The following is a 12,955-nucleotide window of genomic DNA, read 5'->3' on the forward strand; positions in this document are numbered from 1 at the left end:
ATGAAATTAAAAAATGTTTTTCTAGGAATTTTTGCAAGTACGATACTACTGACTTCTTGCACTAATGATGATTCTATTGACAATAATATCGCTCTAGGCGCTTATGATAATGGTGTTCTTGTTTTAAATGAAGGAAATTTTGGCACACCAAATGCAGCTGTTTCCTATATTTCAAATGATTACATGGTAGTGAATAATATTTTTGGGATAGAAAATGGGGATAAAAAATTAGGAGATGTAGCGCAATCAATGAGCTTTGTAGGAGACAAAGCATTTATTGTTATAAATAATTCTAATGTGGTTGAAGTGGTTAATAGATACACCTTTAAAAGTATTGCTACAATTACTGAAAATCTTAAAAAACCACGTTATAGTGTTGTCTTAAATGGTAAACTTTATGTTACTAATTCTAGTTCAAAATCACTAACTGTATATGACGCTAAGACTTTTTCTTATTTAGAAACAATTTCTATTGGTAAAACTACAGAGAAAATAATTACTGCAAACGGAAAATTATATGTGATGAATGGTGCTTTTGGTAGTGGAAATGCGGTGACGGTGGTCAACCCAAAAAGTAATAATGCTATGAGTGTAATTACTGTTGAAAATGGAGTAAATTCAATAGAAGAGAAAAATGGAGCTGTTTATGTATTGTGTGGAAATTCTGCTAAAAGTAAATTATTCAAAATCAATACCACTACAGATACAGCAACTTCAATAGAATCTACTACTTTGACTAAAGCACTAAATATGGATATTGAAGGCGACAAAATATATTTTACTAAGGGAACTGGAGTATATGCAGTGGGTTTGAATGCAACTGCTTTCAGTGAAACACCACTATTTTCTGTTGCGGACAATAGTTTTTCTACTTTTTATGGCTTTAATGTTATTGACGGCAAGATTTACTCAGCAGATGCTAATGCATTTACTGCGGCGGGAATTGTAAAGATATATACCATTACTGGTACTGAATTAAAAACAGTATCTGTAGGGTTGGGACCAAATAGTTTTTATTCTAATAAGTAATTAGACAAGATAAAAGCATTAAAAAGCTAAAGTATCTATTTTAGACATTAAAAAAGCCTTGTTTTTCTAAGTGAAAAATAAGGCTTTTTTATGTGCGATTGATAAAGAATTATGATCTCTGTATTAGGAAAATATAAATTTAAAATTTTTACTCCAATGCTTTGTAAAGTCCTTCTGGAGCTTTCTCAAGATACATTTCGTTTTTAAATCTTCTAAATGATTTTGAATCTTTAAATGTTTTAAAATCATCAGTAGCAACTTGTTTCATAACTCGTCCTGTTCCTGTAATTTTTGATAAAGCCACTCTTAATAATGGCTCAGAACTATCACCAAGAACGCCAAGGTTGCTGACAGTTTCTTTAATCAAAAAATTAGGTTGTAAGCCATTAAAATAATCTCCAAAACCATCTGAATTAACAATTTTTAATACAATAGGTTGCATCGCATATCTATGATTTGGATTTCTTTTTTCATCACCAAAATCGGGTGAGTCATATACCGTGACTGATCCTACATTTTTTCCAACGGTGACATCACCAATTTGAACAACTGTAATATGAGGCTTTAATCCATTAATCAGTAATTCGCTTGCTGAAGCTGAATTGTCACTGGTTAAAATATAAACTTTATTTAGTTTTAAACTATTGATTGGGGCTGCATCAATTTTATCTGTAAAATAATTAAACAAAGTAGCTGGATTTTCTTTTTCGAAATAATCATTGATTTTTTTATTCCACTGCTGTTTTGCAAAAACTTTTCCAGTAAACTGCCCAGTAATCATACTGGCCAATCGTGCAGCACTTTGTACTGAACCACCACGGTTATATCTTAAATCTAAAACTAAGTCCGTAATTTGTTGTGATTTTAGTGTTCCAAAAGCTTCATTTAATTTACTATCAAAATCTGCATAAAACGCATTATACATTAAATAACCAATATTTCGTGAACCAGAAGTAATTACTTTATTAACCAAAATAGGATTTTCAGTTAGCACTGTTTTTGTCAAGGCAACCGTTTTACCATTATTTGTTATTATATTTCCATTTACATCAGCCATATTTAAAGTATAACTTTCATTAGAACCAAACAGTAATGATTGGTAATTATTTTTCGTTAACGGCGTGCCATTTACACCTGTAAAGAAATCTCCTCGCTTAATGTTTTTAGTAGAAGCATCAGAATTTGCAATTATGTAGCGCACATAACCAATTACATCAGTTTTGCTGTTTGGTTTGAGGCTAAATCCAAATTCGACACCATTATTTTTAGTTGTGCCTTGTAATTGTCCTTCAAGTTCTAAATAATCATCTACAATCCAGCTAAATCTATCAATAGATTCATCCACTCTTAAGGCATCGAAAAGACTTTCAGGATCTGGATAGCCTGCTAAAAAAGTATTTAACGCAGTTTGATTTGCAAAACGATTATCAGCAAGGTTTGGAACATCAGCCTGCCATAAGTAATACTGATTTAAACCTTTCCACACAAAATCCTGAATTTCTAAACTTGCAGGTGGTGCAATATCATCATTATCTTGACAGCTTTGTACTGTGAATATTAAAATAAAAAGTAATAAGGTAATCAAAAGTGTTTTTTTCATGTTAAAGTTATAAGTATAAAATACGAATACAAAAATAGTACTTTTTAGTTTTGTCAATGTAAATAAGGTGGCATTATATTTGAAAACAGCTACTATTATGAATATATTTATCCAATAAAATTTTAAACTAAATCCCGATGAAAAAATATCTTGTTATTGTTTACCTCCTTGCTTTATCTATACCTGTATTTGCGCAGTCTGCGTTTGATAAATTTGATGGTCAGGATGACGTAACGTCTATAATTGTTAATAAAAAAATGTTTGACTTAATGAGTAAGGTCAAGGTTGATGCTTCAGATAAAGAAACGCAACAGTATTTAAACTTAATTAAAAAATTAGATAATCTTAAAGTCTTTACTACAAAAAGTACTCGCGTTGAAGGAGAAATGAGAGTAGCAGCAGAAAAGTATATTAAATCAGCATCATTAGAAGAATTAATGCGGGTAAATGAGAATGACAGAAACATGAAAATTCTTGTAAAATCAGGATCTTCCGAGTCGCAAATCAAAGAATTATTGATGTTTATTGAGGGAGCGACAAACACAGAAACTGTTTTAATGTCTTTAACTGGTAATTTTGATTTAAATGAAATTTCGATTCTTACAGATAAAATGAAAATTCCTGGTGGAGAAGAGTTAAAAAAAGCAACAAAAGCAAGAAAATAAGATGAGAGTAATTTTTAAAAGTGCTTTGTTTCTATGTTTGTTTATAGTGAGTTGCAACTCTAAACCCAGTTTACAAAAGTATTTCGTTGAAAACACAGAAAACAAGAACTTTACTGTTCTGGATTTATCCACAGAGATTTTAAAGGTTGATAAAACCAAATTGTCAGTTGCACAATCCGCTGCAATAGAATCATTTGAAAAAATCAATATACTAACTTTTAAAGCAACGGAAACTAATAAAGCTCAATTTGAAACCGAACGTGCTAAATTAGAATTGCTTTTAGAAGATAAACAATATCAGCAATTGATGAAATTTAGTTCAGGCACACAGGGTGCTTCGATAAGTTTTGTAGGCACTGATGAAAATATTGAAGAGTTTATAGTCTATGCCAATAAAAAAGAAAATGGATTTGCAGTCATCCGAATTTTAGGAAAAGAGATGAGTCCCACTAATCTTGTTAATATGATTAGTGTAATGCGAAAAGCAAATATGGATATGCAACAATTCAAGCCATTGCAGGAGTTAATGAAGTGATTTTAATGTTTAATGAGCAATCTATTAAAAACTTTAGAATCATGTTATTCCACTCATTGATGTATTCTAAACCTATACAGTAAAAATATTATTGGCATCAAATGGTCTAATTTTAGTAGTTTTTAAATTAGTTTGTTTAGTCAATACTTTTTCAAAATTAAATTAGGTCTTATTAACTGCGTCCTTCGCAACGGAGCTCCGGATTAAAAATAAAATCCCGAAATTAAAAAGGCAAAGCACGCTTTACTTTTTAATTTCGGGATTTTATTTAGTTGTGACCACGGTGGGATTTGAACCCACACGCCCTTGCGAGCACCAGCCCCTCAAGCTGGCAAGTCTACCGTTTCTCCACGTGGCCTAAAAAAAATAAAAGGCCAAGTAATAAATTACTCGACCTTTTGTGACCCGACTGGGGCTCGAACCCAGGACCCCATCATTAAAAGTGATGTGCTCTACCAACTGAGCTATCGAGTCATTGCTTTCAAGAAAATTATGTGTTGATCACTTAAATTGTGACCCGACTATGGCTTCCCGATATTGCTTCGCTGCATCGGGATAAACTTCTCGCCCAGAAGTTAAATTAGAAAAATTGTGACCCGTCTGGGGCTTCCCGATATTGCTTCGCTGCATCGGGATAAACTTCTCGCCCAGAAGTTAAATTAGAAAAATTGTGACCCGACTGGGGCTCGAACCCAGGACCCCATCATTAAAAGTGATGTGCTCTACCAACTGAGCTATCGAGTCATTTTCTTTCCTTGAATGCGGGTGCAAATATAAGAACTTATTTTGGTTTTTTGCAAGCATTTTTATTATAAATTTGCCTTTTTTAAATATAAATACTCAACACCTTAATTTGTAAGGTTTTATTAAGATGAAAAAAATTATTTTATTAGGTTATATGGGTTGCGGCAAGTCTACAATTGCAAAAAAATTAGCTGAAAGTCTTGAAATCCCTTTTGTAGATCTTGACGAAAAGATCGAAGAAAAGGCAAATTTATCTATAAATGCAATTTTTGATACGCATGGTGAAATCTATTTTAGAAAACTAGAACATCAGGTTTTTGTTGAATTAGTAAATTCTCCTCAAAAATTAATAATAGGTTTAGGTGGTGGAACGCCTTGTTATGCCAACAATCATGAATTACTCAACGGCGACGGTGTGGTGTCCATATATTTAAAAGCATCCATTCAAACATTATTTAATAGATTATCTGTCAATAAAAGTAAAAGACCGCTTATTGCTGATAAAAACGAGTTAGAAATGAAGGGATTTATTGCCACCCATTTATTTGAAAGAAGCTTTTATTACAATCAGGCACAATATAAAGTAGTGGTGGATGACAAATCGATTGACGCCGTTGTGAAAGATATTGTTTCTATATTAGCTTAAATAAGCATAACTATTTTTTGTATCATCAAAAACAACTTGAACATGTTCTAGTAGTGATGTTGAAAGTGAGATTCCTTTAAAGTCAGCTTTTACAGGATATTTTTTATGATTTCTATCTACTAATACTGCTGTTTTGAATTTTTTAAGAGGAACATCAATAAAATGTCTAACCGCATAAATTAGGGTTGTTCCTGAATTCAACACGTCATCAACTAAAATCAAACCTTTATTAGCGTATTCTTCTTTAGTTATGGAAGTATGAATGGGCACTTGTGGATTTTGTTTATTTATTTGAACTTTGCAAAGCGATACTTTTATTGGAGAAATTCCTTCTAAGGCTATTGCTAACTTCTGTGCAAATATATAGCCGTTGGTGGCAATTCCCGCGATTACAATTTCCTCTTCATCGACAAAAGTTTCATAAATTTGGTAGGCAATTCTTCTTATTTTATGTTCTATTTCCTGATGCGTTAGTATGATATTTTTGCTCATTTTCTTTATGTTGTAAAAATTATAAAAGGTTTTAATCGGTTTAGCTAGCAGCTTTTAATGGATTAGAGGATAATTAAATTAATCTTCTTCCTCAGTAATGATTTCATTTCCAAATTCGTCAATGTCTCTACGATCTTTCTTTGTAGGTCGACCCGTTCCGTTTTTTCGATAATGTTCTTTTGATAATTTTAAAAGTTCTAAGTGTTGGTAGGCTTCTTCAGGAGTATCATTTCGTCTATAAATATCGACAAGCTTTGCGCCAACACGATTCTCGGGGATGTCTAAAACGGTAATAGTTTGAGTGATTTGGTCTTTTCTGAAAGTGATTTTGTCCGTAGGGAAAACTTCCTTAGATGGTTTAGCTACAAGGCCATTTACCGTTACGTGGTTTTTTTTGCAGGCCTCAGTGACCATGTTTCTGGTTTTGTAATATCGGACACACCATAAATATTTATCTATTCTCATATATTTTCAAAAATCAAAGTTAAATAGTTTACAAAAATCAATCAATATTGTATCTTGCGCCCTTAAAAAATTTAGCTATAATGAACAAATTTAAGAATTATTTTATTCTATTAATTACAACTGTTACTTTATTTTCTTGTTCAAAAGATGATCCCGCAGCACCAATTACCCCACCTAGAGAATATGCAACCCAATATGCAACTGATTTAATTGATATTGAGCAATACTTAAAAACTTATTATATCGAAGATGTTTCAGCAGATGCAGATACAAAAATATCTAAGATACCAGTAGGAGGAAATCAACCCGCTATTTATTCCTATCTAAACAATACATCATTTCCTAAATTACTAAGTCGTGATGTTAAACTTCATGATATAACCTATAAATTGTACTATTTAGTATTAAGAGAGGGAGTTGGGGATTCACCAACAAATGTTGATGAAGTATATACTACCTACATAGGAGAATATCTGGCAACTACTACAGTAGAATCAGTCAAAGCACAGACTACGACAAAATTTGAAGAATGGATAAATCAGCCACAAAGAGCAAATTTATTTAGTTATATTAGGGGATGGAAAGAAATTTTCCCACAATTTAAAACTGGTAGTAGTACTTCTAACGTTGATGGTACTATTTCTTATACTGGTTTTGGCGCAGGGGTTATGTTTATTCCTTCGGGTTTAGCTTATTATAGCTCTGGGAATGGTAATATACCAGCTTATTCACCGTTGATATTTAGTTTTAAATTGTACGCAATGCAACGTTTAGATCATGAATTTCAATTTGTAAATCAATCTATTGCTCAAATACCTGATGGCGTATTGTCTTTTCAAGAAGATTTAGATGGAGATGGGTATGTTTGGACTAAAGAGGAATTGCCGGCGGGAGTTGCTAATCCAGATGATACCGATGGTGATGGAATTCCTAACTTCTTAGACACTGATGATGATGGAGACGGCGTAAGTACCAAGAAAGAAATTACAGATGCTGCTGGAAAGATAATTCCGTTTGCTTCTATTCCTTCATGCGATGGAGATACTACTAATCCAGCAAGAATAAAAAGACATTTAGTAAAATGTAATTAAGATGCTTAGTAAATAAAAAAAATTCCATTCGCCGCGGTGAATGGAATTTTTTTTGCTTCAAAGCGAAAAGATTATTTTCTTTTCATCACTCTTTCTACTGCTGCAACAATCGCTTGATTGTTTAGCTTGTATTTATCCATCAATTGTTCTGGTGTACCTGATTCTCCAAAACTATCATTTACCGCTACAATCTCTTGAGGTAGCGGACTGTTTAGCGCTAAAACTCTAGAGATGCTTTCGCCAAGACCACCCAAAATGTTGTGCTCCTCAGCAGTGACAATACATTTGGTTTTAGCCAATGAATTTAAAATTGCTTCTTCGTCTAATGGCTTTATAGTGTGAATATTAATGACTTCAGCCGAAATTCCTTGCGCTTCTAAAGCTTCAGCAGCTATTAAAGCCTCCCAAACCAAATGACCTGTAGCTACAATAGTAACATCAGAACCTTCAGTTAAAACAATAGCTTTACCTATTTCAAAATGCTCATCAGCTGGCATAAAATTAGGCACCACTGGACGACCAAAACGCAAATAAACTGGACCATGATGATCAGCAATAGCTAATGTCGCTGCTTTAGTTTGGTTGTAATCACAGGTATTGATTACTGTCATTCCAGGTAGCATTTTCATGAGTCCTATATCTTCAAGGATTTGGTGTGTTGCACCGTCTTCTCCCAATGTTAATCCTGCGTGTGAAGCACAAATTTTTACGTTTTTCTCTGAATAGGCTACTGATTGTCTGATTTGATCGTAAACTCTTCCAGTAGAAAAATTAGCGAAAGTACCTGTAAAAGGAATTTTCCCGCCTATAGTCAATCCAGCTGCGATTCCAATCATATTGGCCTCAGCGATTCCAATTTGGAAAAAACGCTCTGGATGGTTTTTCTTAAAATCATCAAATTTTAATGATCCTATCAAATCGGCACAAAGTGCTACTACATTTTCATTTTTTTGACCTAATTCTGTCATTCCCGCTCCAAAACCTGAGCGCGTATCTTTACTTCCTGTATTTGTATATTTTTTCATTTTTTAATTTAAATTTTAGCAGTATTCAACTGAACACTAGTTTCTGTCTCTCGACTGCGCTCGAGATGACAACTGAACACTTTCTAATAGTCTGAATTGCCTCCAGCATTATAGTTTTGAGCCAAACCAATTTCTAGTTGCGTGTCATTAGGTGCTTTACCGTGCCAAGCATGCGTGTTCATCATAAAATCGACTCCGTTGCCCATCTCTGTGTGCAATAATATACAAACTGGTTTTCCTTTTCCAGTTCTTGATTTTGCCTCATTCAAACCAGCAATAATAGCTTCAAGATCATTTCCTTTTTCAATATCTAAAACGTCCCAGTCAAAAGCTTCAAATTTAGCCCTGATACTTCCCATGGCTAAAACTTCATCAGTAGTTCCATCAATTTGTTTTCCGTTTAAATCTATGGTAGCAATTAGATTATCTACTTTTTTTGCTGATGCGTACATAATTGCTTCCCAGTTTTGACCTTCTTGTAATTCACCATCACCGTGAAGCGTATAAATAAGATGAGAATCACCGTTTAATTTTTTAGCTTGTGCAGCACCTATTGCTACAGATAAACCTTGTCCTAGCGAACCAGATGCAATTCGCACTCCAGGCAAACCATCGTGAGTAGTAGGATGTCCTTGTAATCTTGAATTTATCAAACGAAAAGTCGCTAATTCTGCCACTGGAAAATAGCCGCTTCTTGCTAAAACGCTATAAAATACAGGCGAAATATGTCCGTTTGAAAGAAAGAAAATATCTTCTCCCATTCCGTCCATGTCAAAACCCTCTTTGCGATCCATTATGTTTTGGTATAATGCGACAAGAAATTCTGTGCAACCTAGAGAACCACCAGGATGACCGGAGTTTACTGCGTGTACCATTCGAAGAATATCTCTTCGTACTTGGATAGTTAAATCGTTTAATTGTTGTGTGTTCGGTTTCATTTGTGTGTTAAAATTAGACTTGGCAAAGATAATCAGATATTTTGATTTATGGATATTTCCATTTTTTGATTTATTAATAGTTATCAAAGATTTTAATTTTTTTTCAACCATACTATTTTTCGTCAACCATAGAGTATTTACTATCTTGCGAATATGTTTGAACAATTATTCAAAAGTATTCAGGAAAAAGTAACTCTAAATGAGGACGATAAGGAGGTTTATAAAAGCTTTTTTATTCCTAAAAAGTTGCGTAAAAAACAAACTTTATTGCAAGAAGGGGCTATTTGTATTTATAATGCATTTGTTGAAAAAGGCATTTTGCGCTCTTTTTTTACTGATGAAAAAGGAAATGAGCATGTTGTTCAATTTGCCATTGAAGGCTGGTGGATTACTGATTTGTTTAGTTTCTTGACGAATAGCAATTCTATTTATACTATTGAAGCACTTGAGGATTGCGAACTCCTATTATTAACTATGGAAGCGAGAGAAGCTTTGATGGATAAAATTCCAATGTTTGAAAGATACCAACGCTTACTATTGCAAAACGCTTATATTGCTAATCAAGCAAGAATAAATTCAACCTTAACAGAAACTGCCGAAGAAAAATACATTAAATTAGGTTTAGCTTATCCTGGAATTATAAAACGTGTTCCTCAGCACATGATTGCTTCGTACTTAGGTTTAAAGCCAGAAACGGTAAGTAGAGTTCGAAAACAAATTAGCACCCGAATCTAATTTTCTATTGACTTAAATCAATAGAATTTCTTGCTATACATCAATGAAAATGATATTACGCTAGCCTTAACTTTGTGCTTTAAATACCAGGTAATGTCATTTATAAAAACATTTGCAGCAATAGGACTTTCAAAATCTGGAATTGTTTCTCTACTATCTATTACTAATCAAAATGATGTTGTATTGCTTTTTGACTATAATGTAAAGATGTTAGATCATGTTTTTTTTAAAAATCACTTGCAAAACTATAATAAAAAAGTAGAGGTAATGAGTTGCGCTATCAATGCTTGCTGGGAAGCTGATGTTATCGTTATTTCAAATGCGTATTTGAGAAATAAGGACTTAGTAAGACAAATTAAGATGGTGGCTACCGGTAAAGTGGTCATTGTTTTACTGGATCAAAAAAATGACTATCAAAAGGATATAGATCCTGAAGCGAAGTTGGCTTTGTTTCCTTTCTCGAAAGTTCTATTTATACCAGAGTTGGAAATGGAGCATATGGACATTTTATTAAAGGATCACGATCATCAAGATACCAAGTATGGGGTAGCTTTATCACCCCATTTCACTTGACAAATAATAATCAATAATTTATAATAATTTAATTTAAAATCAATGAGTAAATTAATATTAATGCAACCCTATACTTTAGGAAAAATAGAACTTGAAAATAGAATTGTTATGGCGCCTATGACACGCAGCCGTTCTAATAACGAGGGGAATGTTGCTACGGCACTCACAGCTAAATATTACGAGCAAAGAGTTACTGCGGGTTTAATCATAAGCGAGGGAACATTTGTAAGTACTAAAGCAGTAGGTTTTATAAATGTACCGGGAATTTATAGTGAAGCACAAACTGAAGGATGGAAATTAGTAACAAAAGCGGTTCATGATAAAGGTGGGAAAATATTTGCTCAACTCTGGCACACTGGCCGATTATCACATCCAGATTTACATAATGGAGAGCTGCCCCACGCACCTTCAGCCTTAAATCCCTTAGCAAAAGCCTATACAAATGATGGTTTTGTAGACACGGTTGTGCCAAAAGAAATGACAATTGAAGATATAAAACAAACTGTATTAGACTTTGTTAACGGAGCTAAAAATGCTTTGATCGCAGGTTTTGATGGTATAGAACTGCATGCTGCAAATGGATATTTATTACAACAGTTTTTTAATGGGTATTCTAATCATCGCTCAGATGAATATGGTGGTTCTATGGAAAATAAGGCTAGAATATTGTTTGATATACTAGATGCGTTCAAAGGTGTGATTGACTATTCTAAAGTAGGAGTCCGCCTAAATCCTAGCTTGCATAATGCGCAAGGTATGATGCTAGATATCGATACCATCCCTACACATGAATATATTGTAAAACGCTTGAATGATTATGGCTTGGCTTATATTCATTTGACAGAGCCTTATGTTCCAGTTGATGACGTACCGTACGCGGTAGCAGAAGTTGCGAAACATTTTAGACCATTATATAATGGTACATTGATTATTAATAAAAGTTTTACAAAAGAAACAGGTATTAAAGTTATTGAAGAAGGATATGCAGATCTTGTTGCTTACGGAGTGCCATTTATTGCTAATCCAGATTTAGTAGCTCGTTTTGAAAATGACGCTGAACTTAATGCTCCTGATCCATCTACATTTTACACAGCAACGGAGGAAGGATATATTGATTATCCAATGATGAAATAATAATTTTAATTATCATCAATATAATTAATTAAAAAGCCCGCATCATGTGGGCTTTTTAATTTTTATAAATAAAGTAATTACTAAAATGTAGTTGTGTTATAACTTTTAAATAATCCTACTTATTGCTGAATCTTGCTTTTTAAACTGCTCCAACCGCCGCCATTGTAAACTGACGTATATCCATTTGATTTTAACATGCTTTTAGCTGAAGCGCTCCGCATTCCTGAGGCACAGCAGGTAATTATTGTTTTATTTTTGTCTTTTAGTTTACCTAAATTACTACTTAGTGTATCCACTGGAATATTTATAGAACCATTAATATGTCCGCTTGAATATTCTCCTTTGCTGCGAACGTCTACAATAACGGCACCTTCTTTTATTAGATCAGCATAATTGACACTTGGCCCAAAGCCTAATAATTTTTTAATTGTATCGAACATAGCATTTAAATTTTTTGTGATTGATAAAAATTGACATCTAACCAAGATCCGCCATTGTAGCAATCAATTCCTTTTTGTGAGAGATCATGTTGCGCTTGTCCACTTCTGTTTCCAGATGCACAACACAAAATCAATGGTTGTTTCAAATTCTCTAACTCCTCCATTCTTTCTTGAATTTCGCCAAGTGGAATATTAATGGAGTTCGCAACATGACCGCCCATAAATTCTTCATAAGAACGCACATCTACAATTGTACATTCTTTTTCTTTGATTATATCTTCTATTTTCATGCTTTTTATATTTTAAAAATTAGTGTCGAATGGTGTTCTTTGTAAATATTTCATTTTAACTGTACAAAAGTAGTCTATCAAAAAGGGTAGTTAAGTAACTTTTGTTACATAAGTAATTTTTTTACTAGCCGTTTATGAATTTATATTTTAAGAGTACATTTCTGTTCGCAATGCCGCGCAAATTTTTAAAGGATTGTTATTTTTAAATTCAATGTGTAGAGAATTTTGAGTTTAATTACTTTTTAAAAAGTGTCTCCCAATTTACTCTTTAATTCCCATTTTCATTCCGGAGCTCTAAACTAACTTATTTTGAAGAAAGTTATTAGTAATAAAAGATTACCTTTCCATAACTTAATAATGAGGTAGATAGGCATAATTACATAATGTTGTGCTTATTGATTTGATATTTTAGTTTTTTGATAGAAGTAGTAAAAGTTTAGCGAAGAAAAAGTGAGATCATAATTTTTTGCTGCTAATTTTAAATAGTAATTGATCAAGCGACATTGTTTTGTTTTCAATAGTTAATTGTAAATCGTGTATAATTTTAAACATC

Annotated in this window: 15 protein-coding genes and 3 tRNA genes; 8 read left to right on the plus strand and 10 right to left on the minus strand. The window is 33.0% G+C overall.

Translation table 11 applies throughout. The annotated features are described in order from the left end of the window. Positions 1 to 1,029 carry a YncE family protein gene (locus RCH18_RS09455; RefSeq protein ID WP_326936511.1) on the plus strand — a complete coding sequence of 343 codons (1,029 nt, stop codon included), beginning with the start codon at positions 1 to 3 and terminating at the stop codon, positions 1,027 to 1,029. A gap of 148 nt (positions 1,030 to 1,177) precedes the next feature. Here RCH18_RS09455 and RCH18_RS09460 read toward each other — a convergent pair whose 3' ends face one another. Continuing rightward, positions 1,178 to 2,629: a S41 family peptidase gene (locus tag RCH18_RS09460; RefSeq protein WP_326936512.1), complete on the minus strand. Its 1,452-nt coding sequence runs from the start codon at positions 2,627 to 2,629 to the stop codon at positions 1,178 to 1,180. Positions 2,630 to 2,766: 137 nt separating this feature from the next. On the opposite strand from RCH18_RS09460, the gene RCH18_RS09465 reads away from it, so the two are divergent. Both RCH18_RS09465 and RCH18_RS09470 read left to right on the plus strand, forming a co-directional pair. Then, positions 2,767 to 3,294 (plus strand): DUF4252 domain-containing protein, encoded by a 528-nt coding sequence (locus RCH18_RS09465; RefSeq protein WP_326936513.1) that lies wholly within the window; start codon positions 2,767 to 2,769, stop codon positions 3,292 to 3,294. Position 3,295: 1 nt separating this feature from the next. Then, on the plus strand, positions 3,296 to 3,829 hold the full coding sequence (locus tag RCH18_RS09470) for a DUF4252 domain-containing protein (protein WP_326936514.1): 534 nt from the start codon (positions 3,296 to 3,298) through the stop codon (positions 3,827 to 3,829). Between the two features lie 275 nt (positions 3,830 to 4,104). Here the strand turns inward: RCH18_RS09470 and RCH18_RS09475 are convergent. The 3 genes from RCH18_RS09475 to RCH18_RS09485 all read right to left on the minus strand — a co-directional run bounded on the left by RCH18_RS09475 (position 4,105) and on the right by RCH18_RS09485 (position 4,573). Next, positions 4,105 to 4,187: transfer RNA gene (locus RCH18_RS09475), tRNA-Leu, on the minus strand. A gap of 43 nt (positions 4,188 to 4,230) precedes the next feature. After that, positions 4,231 to 4,303 (minus strand) — tRNA-Lys (locus RCH18_RS09480). A gap of 197 nt (positions 4,304 to 4,500) precedes the next feature. Further along, positions 4,501 to 4,573: transfer RNA gene (locus RCH18_RS09485), tRNA-Lys, on the minus strand. A 127-nt stretch (positions 4,574 to 4,700) separates the two neighbouring features. On the opposite strand from RCH18_RS09485, the gene RCH18_RS09490 reads away from it, so the two are divergent. Further along, a complete protein-coding gene (locus RCH18_RS09490) occupies positions 4,701 to 5,219 on the plus strand; it encodes a shikimate kinase (RefSeq protein WP_326936515.1) in 519 nt (172 codons plus the stop codon). Here the strand turns inward: RCH18_RS09490 and RCH18_RS09495 are convergent. Together RCH18_RS09495 and RCH18_RS09500 are read right to left on the minus strand one after the other, a co-directional pair. Further along, positions 5,211 to 5,711: a phosphoribosyltransferase domain-containing protein gene (locus tag RCH18_RS09495; protein WP_326936516.1), complete on the minus strand. Its 501-nt coding sequence runs from the start codon at positions 5,709 to 5,711 to the stop codon at positions 5,211 to 5,213. The genes RCH18_RS09490 and RCH18_RS09495 overlap by 9 nt on opposite strands. Before the next feature lie 78 nt (positions 5,712 to 5,789). Next, on the minus strand, positions 5,790 to 6,176 hold the full coding sequence (locus RCH18_RS09500; RefSeq protein WP_326936517.1) for an RNA-binding S4 domain-containing protein: 387 nt from the start codon (positions 6,174 to 6,176) through the stop codon (positions 5,790 to 5,792). An 80-nt stretch (positions 6,177 to 6,256) separates the two neighbouring features. On the opposite strand from RCH18_RS09500, the gene RCH18_RS09505 reads away from it, so the two are divergent. Further along, entirely contained in the window at positions 6,257 to 7,267 is a 1,011-nt protein-coding gene (locus RCH18_RS09505) for an FKBP-type peptidyl-prolyl cis-trans isomerase (RefSeq protein WP_326936518.1), read from the plus strand. A gap of 71 nt (positions 7,268 to 7,338) precedes the next feature. Here RCH18_RS09505 and RCH18_RS09510 read toward each other — a convergent pair whose 3' ends face one another. Together RCH18_RS09510 and RCH18_RS09515 are read right to left on the minus strand one after the other, a co-directional pair. Beyond that, entirely contained in the window at positions 7,339 to 8,292 is a 954-nt protein-coding gene (locus RCH18_RS09510) for a transketolase family protein (RefSeq protein ID WP_326936519.1), read from the minus strand. 83 nt (positions 8,293 to 8,375) lie between these two features. Continuing rightward, positions 8,376 to 9,230, minus strand: a complete 855-nt coding sequence (locus RCH18_RS09515; RefSeq protein ID WP_326936520.1) for a transketolase — start codon at positions 9,228 to 9,230, stop codon at positions 8,376 to 8,378. A 153-nt stretch (positions 9,231 to 9,383) separates the two neighbouring features. Here RCH18_RS09515 and RCH18_RS09520 point away from each other — a divergent pair, with 153 nt between their 5' ends. From RCH18_RS09520 to RCH18_RS09530, 3 genes are all read left to right on the plus strand, one after another. Then, on the plus strand, positions 9,384 to 9,965 hold the full coding sequence (locus RCH18_RS09520; RefSeq protein WP_326936521.1) for a Crp/Fnr family transcriptional regulator: 582 nt from the start codon (positions 9,384 to 9,386) through the stop codon (positions 9,963 to 9,965). A 93-nt stretch (positions 9,966 to 10,058) separates the two neighbouring features. Further along, positions 10,059 to 10,538, plus strand: a complete 480-nt coding sequence (locus RCH18_RS09525) for a hypothetical protein (protein WP_326936522.1) — start codon at positions 10,059 to 10,061, stop codon at positions 10,536 to 10,538. A gap of 42 nt (positions 10,539 to 10,580) precedes the next feature. Then, a complete protein-coding gene (locus tag RCH18_RS09530) occupies positions 10,581 to 11,672 on the plus strand; it encodes an alkene reductase (RefSeq protein WP_326936523.1) in 1,092 nt (363 codons plus the stop codon). A gap of 119 nt (positions 11,673 to 11,791) precedes the next feature. Here the strand turns inward: RCH18_RS09530 and RCH18_RS09535 are convergent, their stop codons facing one another. Both RCH18_RS09535 and RCH18_RS09540 read right to left on the minus strand, forming a co-directional pair. After that, the gene (locus RCH18_RS09535; RefSeq protein ID WP_326936524.1) at positions 11,792 to 12,112 is read right to left on the minus strand and encodes a rhodanese-like domain-containing protein; all 321 of its coding nucleotides are present in this window, start codon (positions 12,110 to 12,112) and stop codon (positions 11,792 to 11,794) included. Between the two features lie 5 nt (positions 12,113 to 12,117). Beyond that, a complete protein-coding gene (locus tag RCH18_RS09540; protein ID WP_326936525.1) occupies positions 12,118 to 12,402 on the minus strand; it encodes a rhodanese-like domain-containing protein in 285 nt (94 codons plus the stop codon). Positions 12,403 to 12,955: the final 553 nt, after the last annotated feature.

The sequence above is a fragment of the Flavobacterium sp. PL11 genome, assembly GCF_035985025.1.
Classification (GTDB): Bacteria; Bacteroidota; Bacteroidia; order Flavobacteriales; family Flavobacteriaceae; genus Flavobacterium.